Annotated in this window: 13 protein-coding genes; 7 read left to right on the forward strand and 6 right to left on the reverse strand. The window is 65.0% G+C overall.

Annotated elements, in window-relative coordinates:
- The first annotated feature begins 191 nt into the window (after window positions 1-191).
- Window positions 192-1,997, forward strand: a complete 1,806-nt coding sequence (locus tag KF724_01290; GenBank protein ID MBX3354313.1) for a hypothetical protein — start codon at window positions 192-194, stop codon at window positions 1,995-1,997.
- Window positions 1,998-2,253: 256 nt separating this feature from the next.
- Here KF724_01290 and priA read toward each other — a convergent pair whose 3' ends face one another.
- Together priA and carA are read right to left on the reverse strand one after the other, a co-directional pair.
- Entirely contained in the window at window positions 2,254-4,689 is a 2,436-nt protein-coding gene (gene priA / locus KF724_01295; protein ID MBX3354314.1) for a primosomal protein N', read from the reverse strand.
- Between the two features lie 15 nt (window positions 4,690-4,704).
- Complete coding sequence (gene carA, locus KF724_01300; protein MBX3354315.1) at window positions 4,705-5,937, reverse strand: glutamine-hydrolyzing carbamoyl-phosphate synthase small subunit; 1,233 nt, start codon at window positions 5,935-5,937, stop codon at window positions 4,705-4,707.
- Between the two features lie 237 nt (window positions 5,938-6,174).
- On the opposite strand from carA, the gene KF724_01305 reads away from it, so the two are divergent.
- Genes KF724_01305 through KF724_01315 form a run of 3 tightly spaced genes read left to right on the forward strand, consistent with a single transcriptional unit; the run spans window position 6,175 to window position 9,990 of the window.
- Complete coding sequence (locus KF724_01305) at window positions 6,175-9,144, forward strand: hypothetical protein (GenBank protein MBX3354316.1); 2,970 nt, start codon at window positions 6,175-6,177, stop codon at window positions 9,142-9,144.
- A gap of 37 nt (window positions 9,145-9,181) precedes the next feature.
- Window positions 9,182-9,541: an STAS domain-containing protein gene (locus KF724_01310; GenBank protein MBX3354317.1), complete on the forward strand. Its 360-nt coding sequence runs from the start codon at window positions 9,182-9,184 to the stop codon at window positions 9,539-9,541.
- Entirely contained in the window at window positions 9,538-9,990 is a 453-nt protein-coding gene (locus KF724_01315; GenBank protein ID MBX3354318.1) for an ATP-binding protein, read from the forward strand. Before KF724_01310 ends, KF724_01315 begins: the two co-directional genes overlap by 4 nt.
- 223 nt (window positions 9,991-10,213) lie before the next feature.
- Here the strand turns inward: KF724_01315 and rsmA are convergent, their stop codons facing one another.
- The 3 genes from rsmA to KF724_01330 form a co-directional block, all read right to left on the reverse strand.
- Complete coding sequence (gene rsmA, locus KF724_01320; protein MBX3354319.1) at window positions 10,214-11,188, reverse strand: ribosomal RNA small subunit methyltransferase A; 975 nt, start codon at window positions 11,186-11,188, stop codon at window positions 10,214-10,216.
- A gap of 25 nt (window positions 11,189-11,213) precedes the next feature.
- Entirely contained in the window at window positions 11,214-12,833 is a 1,620-nt protein-coding gene (locus KF724_01325; protein MBX3354320.1) for a DUF4139 domain-containing protein, read from the reverse strand.
- 151 nt (window positions 12,834-12,984) lie between these two features.
- Window positions 12,985-14,646 carry a hypothetical protein gene (locus KF724_01330; protein MBX3354321.1) on the reverse strand — a complete coding sequence of 554 codons (1,662 nt, stop codon included), beginning with the start codon at window positions 14,644-14,646 and terminating at the stop codon, window positions 12,985-12,987.
- A 206-nt stretch (window positions 14,647-14,852) separates the two neighbouring features.
- Here KF724_01330 and KF724_01335 point away from each other — a divergent pair, with 206 nt between their 5' ends.
- The 3 genes from KF724_01335 (at window position 14,853) to KF724_01345 (ending at window position 16,959) form a co-directional block, all read left to right on the forward strand.
- Window positions 14,853-15,710: a sulfite exporter TauE/SafE family protein gene (locus KF724_01335; GenBank protein MBX3354322.1), complete on the forward strand. Its 858-nt coding sequence runs from the start codon at window positions 14,853-14,855 to the stop codon at window positions 15,708-15,710.
- Window positions 15,707-16,060, forward strand: coding sequence for a DUF1634 domain-containing protein (locus tag KF724_01340; GenBank protein MBX3354323.1), 354 nt, complete (start codon window positions 15,707-15,709; stop codon window positions 16,058-16,060). The genes KF724_01335 and KF724_01340 overlap by 4 nt, the downstream gene beginning before the upstream one ends.
- Before the next feature lie 77 nt (window positions 16,061-16,137).
- The gene (locus KF724_01345) at window positions 16,138-16,959 is read left to right on the forward strand and encodes a M48 family metallopeptidase (GenBank protein ID MBX3354324.1); all 822 of its coding nucleotides are present in this window, start codon (window positions 16,138-16,140) and stop codon (window positions 16,957-16,959) included.
- A gap of 104 nt (window positions 16,960-17,063) precedes the next feature.
- Here KF724_01345 and rny read toward each other — a convergent pair whose 3' ends face one another.
- A complete protein-coding gene (rny, locus tag KF724_01350; protein ID MBX3354325.1) occupies window positions 17,064-18,653 on the reverse strand; it encodes a ribonuclease Y in 1,590 nt (529 codons plus the stop codon).
- Window positions 18,654-19,106 lie beyond the last annotated feature (453 nt).

Here is a 19,106-nt window from a genome sequence, read left to right on the forward strand (position 1 = left end):
ACTTGTTTGAACGGATTGTCGGCCTAGAATCTCGTCGATTGGTCATGCGTTCCACGCCACGGGCGAAGCGTGTCGCGCCGACCACAACTCATGACCGAGTCCCAGGCCCTACCACCTTTCCAGAGGTCACGCCTCCCCGACGAAGCATTGGCGCTTCGCCTTCAGGCCTGACCGCACCCCAAGGAACATCAATGCGCGTGTTCACCTCGTTCTGTCTCACGATCCTCTCGACCGCGGCCGTTGCCCACGGTGGTGGGGCAACCTTCCAGATCATCCCCGGTGCCGCATCGGCGAACGATATGTCGCCTGACGGGCGCTTCATCGTCGGGGCCAAGACAGGCGCTGCCGGTGGCGGCGCGTACCTGCTCGACACGGTCACTGGAGTGATGACCACGCTCCCCCCGCCTGCCTATGACGCTCGGGCTGTTTCTGATGACGGCACCGTCGTCCTCGGCCAGATGAACGACGGTCAAGGGAATGATGTCGCGGCCATCTGGACCGTCGCGTCCAACTCCTGGTTGAGCTTGGGCTGGCTCCCGAGCGGCGTGGCCGGTTGCGGAAGTCGGAGTTCCGGTTACGACCTCTCTGCTGATGGGTCCGTGGCCGTTGGACTCTCCTGGGTTGATGGCTGCAAGGCGCGGGGATTCAAATGGACCGCGGCAACCGGGATGATCGAACTTGGCTTGATCGGTGACGGCAACAGCAATCGAGCATCGGTCATCAACGCGACCGGATCGATCATTGCCGGCTTCGCCCGAATGAACACCCCCGCCTTTGCCGATCGCGTGCCGGCGTCGTGGTCCGGCGTCACTCTCACAGGGTCGACGCTTGAAACCCCCGATGGCGGCGTTGGCGGCGAGGTCCAAGGGATGAATCAATCCGGATCCGTTCTTCTGGGTAACTGGAACAACAAGGCAAGCAAGTGGACCAATGGCGGCGCCACCCGCACCACCGTCGGCGCCGGGTCGATCATTCCTGGATGGACCGGCATCGCCATGGCGATCGCGGCGAATGAGACGACGATCGGTTTCGACATTTCGTTCGGGTTCCGCCGCGCATGGATCCAACTCGCAGGACAGGGACCGCTCATCGACCTTCGCGAGTACCTGATCGCGAACGGCGCGGCACTCCCCGATGACGCATTCCTCGAGGTTCCGCGTCGGATCACCACCGATGGCTCCGTCATCATTGGCCACGGCATGTTCACCGGTGCCTGGAAGGCCACGCTCGGGACAACTCCACCGGGGTGCACCGGGGACATCGCTCCTCCGGGTGGCAATGGCGTGGTCGATGGTGCCGACCTTGCCGTGGTGCTCGGAGCCTGGGGAACATCGGGTGCAGACATCAACGGCGACGGCAATACCGATGGTGCCGACATCGCGCTGATCCTCGGCAACTGGGGCCAGTGCGAGTCTGTCGCTGGAGCGTGCTGCCTTGAAGGCGGTTGTGCGCTCCTGACCGCATCGGAGTGCGCTGCAGCCGGTGGCACCTTCCTCGGCGCGAATGTGCCTTGCACGGTCGCCGGGTGCATGAACAACGACTTCTGCACTTCGGCGAAGGACATCACCGCGAACATCAATGGTCTGCCCGTGATCGGCGACAACACGCTCGCCACACCTCCATTCGGTGGTGGCGATCCCGAATTGCCCGAGGGCACACCCTCCTGCCAGTGGTCAAACCAGCCGCAGGCCGTTCACAGCACCGTCTGGTATCGCTTCACCATGCCGTCGGGTCTGCCAATCGTCTCAATCAGCTTCTGCGACGAGCAGATTCCGCTGGCGAACAATGACACGATCATCGCGATCTACAGCGGCACCTGTGGCAGTCTGGTGCAGGAGTTCTGCGACGAGGATGGTTGCGGCGGCACTTCCTTCCGAAGCGTGATCCAGTTCGCGTATGGCACGCCGGGCGAGACCTACTACCTGATGGTGGGCAATCCCGGCAGCTACTCGGGCTCGATCGCGGGTCCGTTCAGCTTCTTCATCACCTCGCCGTGAGGCATTCAACGGTCGTTGGACGCGAGCCACGCCCGACCGCGTGGTGCGGCGTCGAGCATTGGTAAGAGGCGTCGGCCTCAAGATCACACTGCTCCCCTTTGCAAGGAGTCGGCGGGTTCGCCCGTCGGCTCCTTTTTCATTGGCACGCATCGAGGTCTCACCATTTCGGCAATCAGCGCAGCGGGACTCCTCCACCACCCACCGCCAACACCGCCGGAGGCGTCGATCGAACAGCCTCGGACGATTCGGCGTGCCCTTACATGAGCACAACGGGATCGACATCCACGGCCACCAGCTCACCTGGAACGAGCGTGCCGGAGCTCCGCGCCGAAGCGAGCAGCGCCTGAAGCGGCGCCGCACCATCCGCAAGAAGCTCGATCTGAAAGCGCCAGCGATCGGCGATCCGCGCGAGAGGGCAGGGGGCCGGCTCGCGCAGCACGACGGCGTGGGCGTTGGCCTGCGGCTGGAGCGCCTTGGCGAGCGCACGAGCGTGGCTCCTCGCTCGCTCTTCATCTTGGTGCCGCACGACCACTCGAACCATGCGACGCCACGGCGGCAGGCCGAAGCGACGACGATCGGCGAGCTCGATTCGGGCAAAACCCTCGAAGTCATTCGCCGCCGCGTGCACCAGCGCCGGAGTCTCCGGCACGAAGCTCTGAATGATGGCGACGCCGGCGTCGGCACCGCGTCCGCAGCGGCCGGCGACCTGGGCGATCAACTGGAAGGTGCGCTCGGAGGCGCGGAAGTCGGGCAGGTGAATCGCGGTGTCGGCGTTGATGACCCCCACGAGGCGCACGCCCGGAAAGTCGAGGCCCTTCGCGATCATCTGGGTGCCCACGAGCAGGCGAGAGTCGCCTCGACCGAAGCGAGTCAGGGCCGCATGGAGTTCGCGGGAGCTTCGCATCGTGTCGCCATCGATGCGCTGCACGACGCCTGGCTCCGAGAGGCGCGGATGAACGAGCGACAGCTCCTCCTCCACGCGCTGGGTTCCAAGACCGAAGACCGTGACACCCTTGCCGCAAGTTGGACAGCGCTGAGGAAGCCGCTGCTCCTCCTGGCAGTGGTGACAGCGGACCCAGCGCACGCGTTGGCCATCGACGCGCTCCTGGTGGCAGATCATGCCCGCGTCGCAGTGGGCGCAGCGCATCATCCACCCGCAGCGCATGTTGGCGCAGGCCACATAGTTGCCGTAGCCGCGGCGATTCAGGAGCAGCAGCACCTGGCCGTCCTTCTCGATCGTGCTGTGCACGGCACGCTCGAGGGTGGGCCCCAAGAGCCGCACGCGACGATCGGGAAAGTGCCGTCGCTCCTCGGCAAAGTCCACCACCTGCACGCGAGGAATCGAGAGCCCGGGCGCACGCTCGGGAAGGCGATGAAGCGTGTAGGTTCCGCGCGTCGCATGAAGCCAGCTTTCAAGGCTCGGCGTGGCGCTGCCGAGAAGAACCGGGCACGCGGCAAGCTGGGCGAGACGAATGGCCACATCGCGGCCGTGATAGCGCGGTTGCTGATCCTGCTTGTAGGAAGGATCGTGCTCCTCATCGACGATGACGAGCCCGAGCGAGTCGGGTGGAATCGGCGCAAAGACCGCCGAGCGTGCGCCGAGAATCAGGTGCGCTGACCCATCGGCCACGAGCGCCCACTGCTGATGACGCTGCGCCTCGGTCAGACCCGAGTGGAGCACCGCGACGCGGACATCGGGGAAGCGGGCCATGATGCGCCCTCCGGTCTGCGGTGTCAGTGCGATCTCGGGAACCAGGAGCAGCGAGCGCTTCCCCTGGTTCAGGGTGTGGCGCATGAGGCGCATGTAGACCTCGGTCTTGCCGGACCCGGTCACGCCGAAGAGAAGATGGCGGCTGAATCCGGCGCCGATTGACTTCGACACCGCGTCGATGGCACGCTGCTGCGAAATGCTCGGTTCAGGCACGGGCGACGCTTCGAGCCGATCGGCAAGCCACTCCGCCTCGACCTGCGTCCGCTGGTGGGCGCGCAGGAGCCCCGCGCGGATCATCGCGCGAATCGGTGCGGGGGAGGAGAGCTCAGCACGGTGGGCGAGGTCGTGGATCTCGATGGGCCGATCCGCTTCATCGAGGGCGTGAAGCACATCTAGAACGCGCTGGCGCGCTGCTCCGCGCACGGCGACGCGCACCCGCCCGCCTTCCAGAGCACCCTCGGCACTCCTTTCCGAACCAAGCCCTGCAGGTCGCCCCGCAGTCCCCTCATCATTCGCCGCGCCATCGACTGGGTCGGCGGTGGGCGCGCCTTCTTCCGCTTCCGGTGACGACACTCCCGGCAGATCGACGAGTGTTCGCGTGACCCGGCCTCGACCGACCTTCACCGCCGCGGGAAGCACGCCCGCCATCGTGACCCCAAGCGGGCAGCAGTAGTAGGCGGAGATCCAGCGCGCGAGTTCAACGAGCGTGACTGGAAGCGGCGCACTTCGAAGGTCGCGCTCGAGGACGCACTTGAGCTTGCTCCGCGGAACAGAGCACTCCTCTTCGCGCAATCGCCCGACGACCCATCCGGGAGTCGGCCGATCACCTCGACCGAGCGGGACCACGACGCGCTCACCCACCTCAAGCGACGCGAGGGACTCGGGAACGAGATACGCCAATCCCTCGGGAGCGCGGTCGATGCCGCGCTCCACCGCGACCAGCACCAGCCCCACCGTGCGGTCAGCGAAGAGCCCGTTCATGGCTCACTCCGGAAGTCACGCCGGCACGGCGGCGGCGCTGCGCTGGGCGCTCTCGAAATCCTCGGCCGTCACGGGCGCCCGGGTCTCCATGATGCGAATGAAGCAATCGAAGAGATACGACGAGTCGTGCGGGCCTGGTGACGCCTCGGGGTGGTACTGCACGCAGAACAGCGGCTTCTGAAGATGGCGGAAGCCCGCGACCGTGCCGTCATTGAGATGAATGTGGGTCGGCTCGCCCCCAGCGGCTCGGAGCGACTCCTCGTCGACGCAGAACCCATGATTCTGGCTCGTGATCTCCACTCGGCCCGTCAGCAGATTCCGAACGGGCTGGTTCGCGCCGCGATGACCGAACTTGAGTTTCCAGGTCTTGGCGCCCAGAGCCAACGCGAGAAGCTGGTGACCCAGACAAATGCCGAAGGTCGGCACGCTCCCGGCCACCTTGCGGAGGGTGGCGATGGTCGCCTCAACCGCGGCGGGATCGCCTGGACCATTGGAGATGAAGAGGCCGTCGGGCTTCTGGGCGAGGATCGACTCGGCATTCGCATCGTGCGGAAGCACGATCACCTCGCAGCCTCGTTCCGCCAGGTTCCGCAAGATGTTGTGCTTGGCACCGCAGTCGATCGCCACCACTCGGTATCGGCGGCCTCCATCCCGCGGATCCGGCACGCCTCGTGGACGCCAATCACCCAAGGTCGCCTGCCAAGTCGTCGCGCTCGTGGGGCTGACTCCACACGCCAGATTCTGACCCGCCATCGAGGGACTCGAACGAGCCTTCTCGACCAGCTCGGCATCGCTCTGCTCGGTGCCGAACGCAATCACCCCGCGCATCGCGCCGCCGATTCGGAGCCGCCGCACCAGCGCGCGGGTGTCGACTCCTTCAATCGCGGGAATCCCGGCGTCACGAAGCCACGATGAGAGATCCTTGACCGCTCGATAGTTGCTGACGACGCGCGAGAGCTCGCGGATCACGAATCCGCGCACCATCGGCTTCGGGCTCTCGAGATCGTGCTCTGCGATGCCGTAATTGCCGATCTGAGAGGCGGTCATGACCAGAATCTGCCCCGAATAACTCGGATCCGTCAGGGCCTCCTGATAGCCGCACATGGCGGTGTTGAAAACGACCTCACCCGTGCTCGATTGACCCGGATCGCAGGCCCCAAAGCCGCGGCCGACGAAGACACTTCCGTCTTCGAGTGCCAGGCGAGCCTTGGTGGGCGTTCGTTGCGACGAGGTCGAGGGAGTGGTCATGGGTCGGGCAGTTTACGCGCTCTCAGATGGCGATCCGAGGCTGTGTGCCCGAAGCGCCAGAGAGCGCCGAGGGGCGGATCTCAGCGTGGTCGCCCCGATCGAGCCTTGCGACCCTCGGCGCTGGTGAGTACGCTCCCGCCCCGATGCCGGGTCGGCCGCGTTCTGCGGATCGGCCTGTCTTTGTATCGTCCGCGCAAGTTGATCGACCCCTCCCGATCTGAGTTGTCCCTGGAGTTCATGATGCAGCACTGCACCAGCGCCAAGCGACGCACGACCCTTGTTCTCTTCTCCACGCTCGTCGTCGCGGGCGCCCTTCCCGGGGTGCACCCCGCCGCCATCCAAGGCGCGTCGGCGGCACCGCTCATGCAGAGCAATGTCGATGCGGCGCGGCAGCGAGCGCGACAGGCGATGAGCGAAGGCCGATGGGTCGATGCGATCGACGCATGGACCAGCGTGCTCACCGCGGCGCCGGGTGACCCCGAAGCGCTCGCCGGCATTCGCGAAGCCCAGATGCGCCGCGACGAAGGCAGCACCATCGATCAGTTCCAGCAGGATGTCGAGCTTCGTCGTCAGAAGCTCCAAGTGGAGTTCTCCGCTGACATCGATCGAGCGCAGCAGCAGCTTCGCAACGGTGATTACGGCGGCGCGCAGCGCAGCGTGCTGACCGCCAAGGTCAAGGTCGATCGCGAGCGGGGCATCCTTCCGCAGGGCACCTTCGACAGCATGATCGATCAGGCCGATCGCCTGCTCGAGCAGATCAAGACCGCTGAAGTCGAATCGCGGCTCGCCGATCAGGCGAGTCGAACGGCGACGGCGACCCGGGCGGTGCAGGACAGCCAGCGAGCCGACCGTGAGAAGCGGCAGGCGACCATCAACGAACTCCTCATTCGAGTCCGCCAGCTCCAGGTGGAACTGAAGTATCAGGAAGCGCTCCAGGTCCTCGAGCAGATCCTCTTCATCGACCCTGGTAACCCCGCCGCCATGGCGCTCCACGACATCATCGAAACAACGATGATGTACCGGCAGTACTCGGGTGTTCAGCGGAATCGAAGCTTCGGCTACAACCGCCTCAGCTACGAGGCGCTCCGGGCCAGCGTGCCGCCGCGCGTCAACCTGAGCGGCTCCGGTGACCGCTCCGTGCAGGCGATCGTGACCTACCCCGAGGATTGGCCCTCGCTTTCGAACATGCGGAGCCGCTATGGCGCCGGCAAGTACCAGGAGCCCGAGAAGAACCAGCGCACGCTGCATGAGCTGGCCACGCGCGAGTTCAATGTCGACTTCAATCGCATCCCCTTCGATCAGGTCGTGGCGTATCTCCGCCAGGTGACCGGACTCGACTTCTATGTGGACTGGCGTTCGCTCGAGAACGAAGGTGTCCGCAAGGATGATGAAATCGACGACATCGAGTTCCCCCGCATCACCGGCAACGAGGTGCTGCGGCGCGTGCTGGAGCAGCTTGGTGGCGGTAGCTCGCAGGTCGAGTATGCCGTCGAAGATGGCCAGGTGGTCATCTCGACCAAGGCGCAGCTCAACCGTCGGACCGTGACGGTGGTCTATGACATCCGCGACCTCATCTTCGAGATCCCGTACTTCGACAACGCTCCCGACTTCAACCTGAACCAGAGCATCACCCAAGGCGGTGGTGGCGGCGGTGGCGGTGGATTCGGTGGTGGCGGCGGCGGTGGTGGTGGCGGCGGATTCGGTGGTGGTGGCGGCGGCGGTGGTGGCGGCGGTCGTTCACCCGTCGGCGACCCGACCCGCAAGGAGCTCCGCGACCCGCGTGAGCGCATCGAAGAGATCATCGAGATCATCCAGGACCTCGTTGATCCAGATGGCTGGATTCGTCGCGGCGGCACCGTCGGCGACATCCGGCAGCTCAACGACAATCTCATCATCACGACCACGCCGCGAAATCACCGGGCCATCAACGGCCTGCTTGAGCAGCTCCGCAGCGTCCGGGCCCTCCAGATCAACATCGAGGCCCGTGTCATCACCGTGACGGTCGACTGGTTCGAGCAGATCGGCATCGACTTCGACATCTACTTCAACACCAACTCGTCGATGTACAACACGGCGCGAGGCGTGGACCCCAACTTCCAGCTTCGCGACTTCTTCTTCCAGCGAGATCTTGCGTCGGCGGCTCCGAATCCGAATGTCGGCCGACTCAAGAACCCGGTCGTCTTCGACAGCTTCTCGGGAACCAACACGGGCCAGGGTCTCCCCGGCAACACCACCGCAACCGGTGCACAGATCGGCGTGCCGACGGGCGGCCCGCCACCGACGGACATCGCCTACCGCACACTGCCAGTGGGCACGCCGGTCGGCCTTCAGCCGCGTGGCTCGGAGTTCACCGACGGTCTCGGCAACCTCTACGGAACCAGCAACGGTTTCAGCCCGGTGCAGGTGCAGCAGGAAGGTCTGCCGCTCATCAACCAGCTCGCAGCGGCCGGTCTTCAGGCAGGCAGCGTCGGTGCGCTGGCGCTGGTCAACCCCGTGCTCACCGTGGGCATGACCTTCCTCGATGACATCCAGGTCGACCTGCTCATTCGTGCGACGCAGGCCGATCAGCGCAATGTGGTGCTCACGGCACCGCGACTCACGCTCTTCAATGGACAGCGCTCCTGGATCAGCGTGGCGAAGGCGATCACCTATGTCTCCAATGTCCAGCCGATCGCAGGCGACAACTCAGGTGCGTTCGCGCCGGTCATCAATGTCGTCTACGAAGGCTTCGTGCTCGACATCGAAGCGGTCTGCTCGGCCGACCGTCGCTATGTGACGATGACCGTGCAGTTCGGCCTGAACCAGAATGTGAAGTTCACCCCTGCGCAGAGCGAAGGTGCCGCGGGTGGTGGCGGTGGAACGGGCGGCGGCGGCGGCAATGCGACGCGCTTCACGGCGACCATTCAGCTCCCCGAGCTTCAGGGCACCACGATCAACACCACGGTGTCGGTGCCGGACAAGGGCACCATCCTGCTGGGCGGTCAGCGCCTCTTCAATGAAATCGAGATCGAGGTCGGCGTGCCGGTTCTTTCGAAGATTCCCTTCGTCAACCGCTTCTTCACGAACCGACTTTCGACCAAGAGCGAAACCACCCTGCTCCTGCTGATCCGTCCGGAAATCCTGATCCAGCAGGAGAACGAGGAGATTCTCTTCCCCGGACTCCAGGATCGACTGGGATCGTCGGCCGCGACCGGCTACGGTTTCTGACAACCCGCCGCCCCCGGCGGCCTGGAGGCGAATGCACATGGGAAAGGTCACCTCTCGACTCAGGGTTTCGGTTGACGGAGCTGTGACGCGCGTCGAGTTCGTCGATCGGAACATCCTCGACGAGGCGAACATCCAGCAGATCGGCGAGGAGCTGATGAAGCTGGTGGAGGCCGGTACGCGGCCGAAGCTCCTGCTCTCCTTCAAGGGCGTGGAGCATCTCTCCTCGGCGGCGCTCGGGACCCTGATCCATGTTCACAAGCGACTCGAGCAGCGCAATGGTCAGCTCCGGCTTTCGGACATCAATCCGCAGATCTTTGAAGTGTTCAAGATCACGAAGCTGAACAAGCTCTTCCAGGTCCATGACACGGCGGAAAAGGCACTGTCGAGCTTTTCGTGAACCGTCCTTCGACCCGGCCGACAACCGGTTCGAGCGCCAATCCCTTTTCCCGGAGCGTGGTGCTCGGCCAGCGTGAAGCGATCGATCCCCTTCAGGAGGAGATCGCCGCGGAGTTGGCGCGCCGTGACTATCCGGAGCAGGGGCGCTTCGCCGTGCGACTGGCGCTCGAAGAGGCGGCCGTCAACGCATTCCGGCATGGCAACCGAAATGAGCCGGGAAAGACGGTGAGTGTTCGAGCCACCATTGATGATCGCGAAGCGGTCTTCGAAGTCGAGGATCAGGGTGAGGGCTTCGACCCGGGGTGCGTGCCTGACCCGACGCTGGAAGAGAACATCGAGATTCCGTCGGGGCGGGGGATCATGCTCATTCGCGCGTACATGAGCGAGGTGGCGTACCTGCCGCCGGGCAACATCATCCGCATGGTCTATCGCAATCCCTCGGCGAAGTGACACGGCGGGCGACGCAGCAGTCAGCAGCGAATTCGGGAGGCGCGTGACCGTGGGTTCGCGTGGCGATCAACACGGCCGATGCTCCGCGGCTTCCATGTGAAGCTGACCGTCGCGGGGCTCTCGGGCTCGCGTGGTGACCTGTGCGGCCGACGCTTCGCGCATTGGGTGTGATGCCGAGCGTTGTGTCGCGTTCGGCTTCAGCGGCTCTTCTCGCCGATGAAGGTCACGCGTTCGGGGCAGGTCCCTTCGAACGCCCGGTCGCGCGGCGTTCCGTGCGCTTCACGGGGTCCGTCGCGGCGGCGGCAGGCGGCGCCTGGAGCGGCCAGAGCGCAAGCCATGTCTCAGGCGCGAGCTCCTCGGGGCGCTGCGTCGCCTCGACGCCGGGGGGAAGCTGAGCGCCGCGCCCCAGGATGGTGCCGATCTGCTTCCGCCGCTTCGAGAAGACACCGGTCACGAACGAGGCAAAGGCCTCGGCTTCAGCCGGAGTGCCGATCGAGGCGGGGCGCTGCTCACCTCGACGCGGATCGATCGCCACGATGGCGCTGGTCACCTCGGGTTCAGGCCAAAAGCATCCTGGCGCGACATCCATGACGCGCTCGACCCTGGCGAGCAGTTGTGTGGTCACCGAGAGGGCACCGTACGCGTCGCTGCGAGGCGTGGCCATGAGTCGATCGGCAACCTCTCTCTGGATGGTGGCGAAGAGGCCGGTGCACTCAGGATGATTGGCCAGCAGCGTCGCGATCAGCGGGGTCGCCGCGCCATAAGGAAGGTTGGCAACGAGTGCAAAGCGCGGGGAGTTCGCGGCCGGAGCGTCGGCGCGCGCCGCGGTGGCCAGAGCGTCAACAACGGCTGGGGCGAGTCGGCGCTTCCCCTTCAGGCAGTCGCCTTCAACGAGCGTCAAGCGACCATCGGCGCGGGGAAGAACGCGCTCCCCGATGATCGCGAGCATGTCGCGATCGATCTCGCAGGCCACCACGCGAGCCCCGCGCTCGAGCAGGACTTCGGTCAGCGTGCCTGTTCCGGGTCCGACCTCGAGGACGAGCGGCGCGGCGGCGCCAGGAGCCGGGGGCTCGATGCCCGCCGACTCCACCAACGCTGCCAGCACATGGTGATCGTGCAGGAAGTTCTGCCCGTAGCGGTGCTTCGGACGCAGCCCGCGCGAGCGGAGCAGAGATCGGATCTCAGAAAGCGTCTGCACGCGCGGAAACCTGCTGACCCCGCACTCACCAGGTGTACTGGACGGTGTAGGTCACTTCCTTCGTTTCATTGGCAGCGAGATTCACCGTGAACTCGATCGTGTTCGCATTCACCTTGGTGAAGTCCTGGCTCTGACGCGTGATGGACCAGTTGGTCCAGCGGTAGAGGTTCTCACGGATGGTGACGGTGCTCGGGGCATCCTTGCGGTTGCGGACCTCGAGCTTGATCGTCTCACTCATCTGACGACGATTGTTGTCGACGGTGAAGTCGGTGACCGTGCGCTCGCCGACGACATCGAAGGCGTTGCCGAGCTTGATCATCAGTTTCTCATCGCGCGGGGTGTGCTTGATGAGGTCTTCGCCGATGAACTCGAGTGAACCGTCGCTGTCGGCCTTGTACGCACGAACCTTGCCCGCGGGGAGCGGCATGCCCATGCGATTCTCACGCGAGTTCACCAGTCGGAAGAAGACCTGGATCTGCACCGGCTGACCTGAACCGAATCCACGATCGGTCATCGGAGCGCCCCACCCGCCGAACTCGGGTGTTCCATGCATGATGAGCACCTTCTCAACCGGCACATCAGCCACCGCGGGAAAGAGCACCAGTTGCTGCGAGCTGTTGGCGTCAATGTCGACGCGCCTCGGCAGCGTGTAGAGGTGATACTCGAAGAAGCTCTTCTCCTCGAAGCCGAGATCCATCGCCTCGGCAGCGGCGGCACCGCGCATCATCATCGATCGAGGCATCGCCTGGCGCGGTTGAATCCGCTGGACTTCACCCGCCACGAGCTTCAGACCCGCGTCCTTCCAGGATCCGCCCGCCATGTTGAGCAGCGTGACCCACGCCGAGAGGTCCGCCTTCGTTTCGTCGGGGCTGATGGTCAGGTTGTAATCGGCGCGCCAAGTGAGCCCTGCGGTCTGATACGAGAGTTGCACCTCGTGTTCGCCGGGCGTCCTCGTGAGCAGGTCCCACACCAGCGTCGGTCGTGTCAGCAACCCTCCCGGCAGTTCACTCAGTTCGATCCTGGCGCTGCCCGCGGGGAGAATCTGCACCCCCTCGGCCGACTGAAGCACGATCGATCCGCCCGTCGCAGAGAGCAGCGTGCCTGCGAAGGTTCGCGGCTGTTGGCCGTCATCAATGGTGACGCGGATGGGCTGAGAGAGGTAGCGTTCAAGCAGCTTCTGTGAGTTCACGAGATCGAACTGGTAGCTCTGGCTGCGCACCACCGTGTCGGGATGGGAGAGGTCTCGGAAGGAGACCGTCGTCGGATCAATGAACTGGGCGACATCGGTGAAGAGGACGGTCGAACCGCCATTCGGACCGGGCGGTGGAATGGTGATGCGACGCGTCTCGCGCACGACGCCGAAGCCGGGCACCTGCCACGCGAAGTTCACATTGCCGCCCGCACGCGCCATGTCGGCGAACTGGCGAGGGTCGAAGCTGCCGGGGTCGGCGCTCGAGTAGACGGTGAGGACGGCGCTCGGTCGCTCGCCTGCCGGCGGCGCCTGGTTCGCGCTGGCCGTGCTGGCAAAGAAAGCAGTCTGGAGTCCGGCGCTGGCGAGGACCAGCCGCGCGAGAGCCCGCGATCGTGCGGTCATTCGTGCGTGGGTCGAGCGGCGGGGGTGCAACAGGGAGAAGTTCGCGGTCATGGTGTGAGTTCCTCGAAGCGGAGTGTGTGAATCAGCCTAGTCGGCACGCCCGGGCGTGGTGATCGCGCGGCGTCGACTCGGAGAAATGGCCGCTCGCGGCCCGGGGTCCTCTGGACGGGCGAGCGCGTGACTCAGCCGTGACGCCCCGACCTCAGCGATCCGCCGGGACTTCGAGGAGAAGGCGGTGTTCGTAGCGCTCCGCCCAGCCCCCGACGCGCGGGGCGATCGCGCCTTGATCGTTCAGGTTCACGCGCGTCTCATGTCCAGGTTCGACGATGACCCAGTGACGGACGGTGACCAGGTAGCGCCCCGGCGCCGATGGACGATCGAGCCGCACAGTAATGCGTCGCCAATCCCAGTTCCGATCGACCGAGTAGCTGAGCGCCGTTCCGGAACGGGCGAGGTTCACGGGGACTCCCGCGCCATCGATCGGATCGCCCCAGAGCCGTGAGGGTTTGAACCCGGCGCCGGGTGCGAGCGGCATGAACTCCGGGCGCTCAACGGCCAGGAGCAGCGTGGCGCCCGGGCGAATGGAGAGAGGCGTGTGGAGTCCGTCTCCTTCAAGGATCAGCTCCTGGTCCTTGATCGTCGCGGCGAGCGGCGCAATGAGGGAGCGAGCCCGCGCGAGCAGGGCGGGGTCGGTGGGGCCGTGGGCTCCAGCCAGTTCCGCCTCGAGCCAAGTGATCCCTCGGAGGTTGAACTTGTGGGGATCCGTGCCTCGAGTTCGTTCGCTCAAGAGCGCCTCGAAGGCTTCAATGCTCCGAAGGGAGAACTCCCGGCGCTCTTCCGGCGTCAGCGTCCGCTCCGCCAGCGCGTCCACGCGCGGACAATAGACCGCGCCGAACTCCGCTTGCCTGAGTAACAGCCCGGTGGGAACCAGGCGTGGGCCGCTCGATAGTGATGTCCAGAACATCGCCCACACGCTGAGTGAGAGCACCACAAATCCCACGAGAGTGAGCCATGGATTCCGCTCCGGTCGCCCGAGGGTGCGCTGCCCAGGCCGGTTCCAACTGGCACCGCACTCAGGGCACCGAGGCGCCGATCGAGGCTTCCACCGATACCCGCACGACGCGCAGAACTGGCCTCGGTCAATTCGTCGCCCGAGCCCGACACTGATGAGATTGCTCCCGACGAGGACCAACACGAAGATGACCGAGATCCTGAGCGACGCGATGACCTCGATCAGGAGTGACTCAAAGGAGAACGGGGCGGAACTCGAGACCACCGCCAATGTGCCAAGAAGGAGTGGAAACATGACGACGATCGCCAGTCCACCGAGCATCTGAAGCGCGATGCGCCGGGGCAGTCCGAGCAGCGTTGGCTTCGACATGAATGGCGTGCTCGGGTTCACGGCGAAGCTGCGATCGACGCCTGCCAGCCCCGCGAGCCATGTCTCGATGAGGATTCCTCCCTCGAGTTGATCGAGGCTCTCATCGCAGCACGGCTTTCGCATTCGAACCCCAGACGCGGTCGCCTTCGGAAGTGGCGATTGGCACTCAAGACAGAGGCGACCGCCATGACGCACCAGGCGCAGCGCCAAGCGATTCCGCTGCCGGCCCAAAGCCCTCGACGCGAGCAGAAGTACGCTGCCCGCTGTGACAGGCATGATCAGGAAGGCGAAGATCCAACCCATGTTGAACTTCGATCCGGCCCCGAAGGTGAACATGATTCCGATGGCGGCAGCCACCACGAGCCCCAACAGCGCGAAGGCGACCTCGAGGAGGTACTTCTGGCGATCTCGATGCGTGCGCAGCGCCTGCCTCGCGGCAGCAGCGGTGAGTCGAAGGTTGGGCTTGGCGCCAGCCTGCTGCACCGATCACGCTCCTCACGGGCGTGGCGGCCAGCCTTGGTCCGCCCGCTCCGCACCGTCGTCGCGGCAACGGTTGTGCATGGTACTGGTGAGCGCACGCGTCGCGACCAACGGAGCGGAACAGTGGCGCCGGTGACCCAGCCTTCGAGCCTCAGGATTCAACAGCCTCTGTCCCCTGACACCCGTGTCAGGCCGAAGGTGCGATGCGCATGTTGATTGAATCGCATCCACTTGCGTTCGTGATGATCGCCTTCGTGGGCTCGATGGTGGCCGGCTGTTTCGGCGCTCTCGTGGGACTCGGAGGCGGCATCCTGGTGACACCGATGCTGGTTCTTCTGTGCGGGGTGGATATGCGCCTCGCGATGGGAGCCTCGCTGCTCGCCGTGATTGCAACAAGTTCGGGAGCCGCAGCGGGGCGAAGCCGCGACCCGCTCTCGAATTACCGCGTCGGCATGTTCCTCGAGCTCGCGGCGACCGTGGGCGCCGTGGCGGGCGCGCTGCTCGCTGCCATCTCGAATCCGGCGTGGCTCCAGCTCTTCTTCGGGTGTCTGCTTGTGATGATCGCCCTGGTCACGGCGCGCAAGCGCGAGGACACGGTGACCCACGAACTTCCGCGGAATCGACTCGCCGGATTGCTTCGCCTCGACGGCCGCATCGAGAGTGCGAGCGGAGCCGTCGATTACCACATTCAGAAGCCCGGCGGCGGCTTCAGTGTGATGCTCGGAGCGGGAGTGATCAGTGGTCTTCTCGGCATCGGCTCGGGCGTGCTCAAGGTCGTCGCGATGGACTCGCTCATGAAGATGCCCTTTCGCGCCTCGACCACAACCAGCAACTTCATGATCGGTCTGACGGCGCTCGCCAGTGTCGGCGTCTATCTCTCCCAGGGGTTCATCGATCCGATGATCGCTGCGCCGGTGCTCCTTGGCATCGTGCCGGGTGCCATGCTTGGTGCGAAACTGGTCACGGTGATTCGGGTGCTCTGGCTCCGGAGGATCTTCCTTGTGGCGCTACTGCTCATTGCCGTGCAGATGCTCATCAAGGGTGGAGGAAGGATCCTCGGAGCATGAACCCCCGCGCCCAACAGATTCAGAAGCGCGTTCTCCAGTGCATGCTGGCGGTCGCCATGGCGGCGCTCGTGTGGGGGCTCCTGCGCCTGAAGCTCGACGGGACAACTTATGACGAAGCGCGGAGCGTCCTTGAGACCCTCCGATCTCCCTGGGCCGTGATGCATGGCGTCCTTCGATCCGAACCCGTGGCCCTGCTGATCGCGGGGCTCTCTCTCATCATCCTGACTCCGGCCATCCGCCTGCTGCTGCTGGTCGGTGACTTCTTCAGCCAGCGGGATTGGCTCTATGTGGGCATGAGCCTGCTCGTTGGCGCAATCGTGGCTGTAGCGTTCTTCCTCCGGTTGCATTGACCCATTCGAGTCGGCTCTTCCTACACTCTGCGGAGGTGGTCGCCGCGTTCAACTCTCGGCCGCCGAGGAGACTTCCGATGCGACATGGGTTCACACTTGGTCTGGTGGTTCTGGTGGTGGCGATGGCGGGCGCTGGCGGCTGCACCACGGTCGAGGGGAGTGGTCGATCGCAGCTCAACGCCTTTTCGCTCACCGAGGAGAAGCAGCTTGGCGCCCAGGCGTATCCGGAGTTGCTCCAAGGCGCGAAGATCCTCACCTCGGGGCCGCAGTATGAGCGCGGCATGCGGGTGGCGAAGCGCATTCAGCAGGCGGCGATCGAGCGCCACCCGAACCCCGCGGCGCAGTTCGAGTGGGAGTGGGCCGTGATCGACGACGATTCGACCGTGAACGCCTGGGCGCTCCCCGGTGGAAAGTGCGCCATGTACACGGGCATCATGAAGGTCGCTTCGACCGACGATGAACTGGCCGTCGTGCTTGGACACGAAGCGGCGCACGCGATCGCACGCCACGGTGGGGAGCGCATGACCCAGCAGACGGGAATCAATGTCGGTTCGCAGGTGGCGGCGGTGCTCGGATCGGTCTTCGGCGATCCGACCGGTGGGATGGCGAGCGGTGAGCTGACGGCAGCAGTCCTCCATGTGACGGTCGGCCTGCCTTACTCGCGCAAGCACGAGACCGAGGCGGACATCATCGGGCTGATGATCGCGGCGCAGGCGGGATACGACCCGCGCGCCGCGCCGGGCTTCTGGGACAAGATGGGACAACTCGGAGGCAGCAAGCCGCCGGAGTTCCTCTCCACGCATCCGGCCGATGACACGCGCGCCCAGACGCTCCAACGCTACATGCCTGAGGCAATGGCCATCTACGAGCGCTCGGCAAAGGCGCCCCAGTCGCGCTGAGCACCGGCGCGGGAGCCGGGGCGCAGAGGTGTTGCTGATCGAGCGGCTTGCGCGGTGTCGCTGTGCGCACGACCGCGCGTCAAATGATCGCGCCGCTTTGCGACTCACCGCGCCGTGGCTTCGGCTCGCACCTCGCGAAGCACGGTGACCTTGATCTCGCCGGGGAAGGTCATCTCCTCTTCCACGCGCTTCGCAATGTCGCGGGCGATCACGAAGGTCGTCGCGTCGTCGAGTCGCTTGGCATCAACGATGACGCGCACTTCCCGACCGGCCTGGATGGCAAACGCCTCGGTGACACCGGAGTGCGCCTTGGCAATCGACTCGAGCTGCTCGAGCCGCTTGATGTACATCTCCATGCTCTCGCGCCGCGCTCCAGGGCGCGCGCCGCTGACCGCATCGGCCGCCATCACGATCGGCGTGTATGGAGTGGTCGAAGGGATGTCGGCATGATGGCCGCCCACCGCGTTCAGGACCGCCTCGCTCTTCTCGCCGAACTTGCGGAGGAAGTCCATGCCGATCGCGGGGTGTCCGCCCTCGACCTCGTGGTCCATCGCCTTGCCGATGTCGTGGAGGAAGCCGGCGCGGCGAGCGATCTGCCCGTTGAGGCCGAGCTGATCCGCGATCATCTGGGCGAGGTAGGCCACCTCGATCGAATGCTTCAGCACATTCTGGCCGTAGCTGGTGCGGAACTGGAGCCGGCCCATCGCCTCGACCACCTTCGGATGAAGTCCGCGAAGGCCGAGCTCCGTCACCGCCTCGGTGCCCGCCTTCTGGATTCGATCGTTGACATCGCGCTTGGTCTGCTCGACGAGCTCTTCGACGCGCGAGGGGTGCACTCGACCGTCGGCGACCAGTTTCTGGAGCGTCTCGGCAGCGATCGTCTGACGGACCTTGTCGAAACAGCTCACGCTGATGACCCCGGGGGTGTCATCAATGAGAATGTCCGCACCGGTCGCCTTCTCGATGGCCCGGATGTTCCGGCCTTCACGACCGATGATCCTGCCCTTCATGTCGTCGGAGGGGATCTTCACGGTGCGAATGGTCGAGTCGCTCACGCTCTCAGCGGCATAGCGCTGGATGGCCATGAGCGTGATCTCTCGCGCCCGATCGCGCGCCTTCGTCTCCGCCTCTTCGATGATCGACTGGGTGACCTTGGCCGCTTCCTGGAGGGACGATGACTTGACCTCGTCGAGATAGATCGCGCGGGCCTCCGCTTCGGTCAAGCGCGCCACTTCGGAAAGGCGGTCGCGAAGCTGAATTCGAAGGGAGTCTGCCTCTGCGTGAAGGGCCTTCACGGCCTCTTCCGCGCTCTGGATGCGAGCTTCCTGCTGGTCGAGCTTCTCCTCGCGCTGACCGATCTGCTCCAGCTTGCGGTCGAGGATCTCCTCGCGCCGGGCTGCTCGATCCTGGCTCTTCTTGAGTTCCGCAAGGGCGTCGGAGACCTCGCGATCGAAGGCCTTCCGGCGCTCGAGCGCCTGCTTCTCGGCGTCGAGTTCAATCTGACGAGCCTTGGTCTCGGCGGTCGAGCGAGCGCTCTCGGTGATGCGCTCCGCCTCGGTTCGCGCCTGCCGCAGGCCCCGGGAGCTGAAGAGCGTGATGCACACCCCGCCAATCACCGCACCGACCAGAGCGGCGCCGAGCGCGATCAGCAGCACCGTCAATCCTGATTGGGCAAGAGTCATTGAGAACGGCATCGGCGTCTCCAAGGGAGATGCCGGACCGCGTCTCGATCACCGTGATCGAGACTGCCGTCAATGAGGGATCAGCGAGCCGTTCAGCGTTCCCGCAAGAAGACCGATTCGCGGCACACGGCCGCGTCAGGCTCCTTGTGAGAGACTCAAGTTCTTGTCATGAATGGACTTGGGCGTTCTGCCATGAGCTCCGGGTGGCGTCAGTCAAGGGTCCGATTCAGCGAATTGAATCTAGCCAATCCGAGCACTTCACACGGATTGTCGCAGCCCCCGCTGCGAATGAACGGTCCGCCGGCGGTTCCTCATGCCGGACGGTCCGAAGGATCGACCGGTCGCAGGTTGGGCGACCGGGCGTGTACAGATTGGAGTATCGTCGCGCGAAGGGCCCGATGTCAACGGACGAAGGTGCCTGTCGCGTAGATTGTGTCGACATTCTCGGAGCGTCAGAGGCCGTCC

The organism is Phycisphaeraceae bacterium (genome assembly GCA_019636735.1).
In the GTDB taxonomy this organism is placed as follows: domain Bacteria; phylum Planctomycetota; class Phycisphaerae; order Phycisphaerales; family SM1A02; genus VGXK01.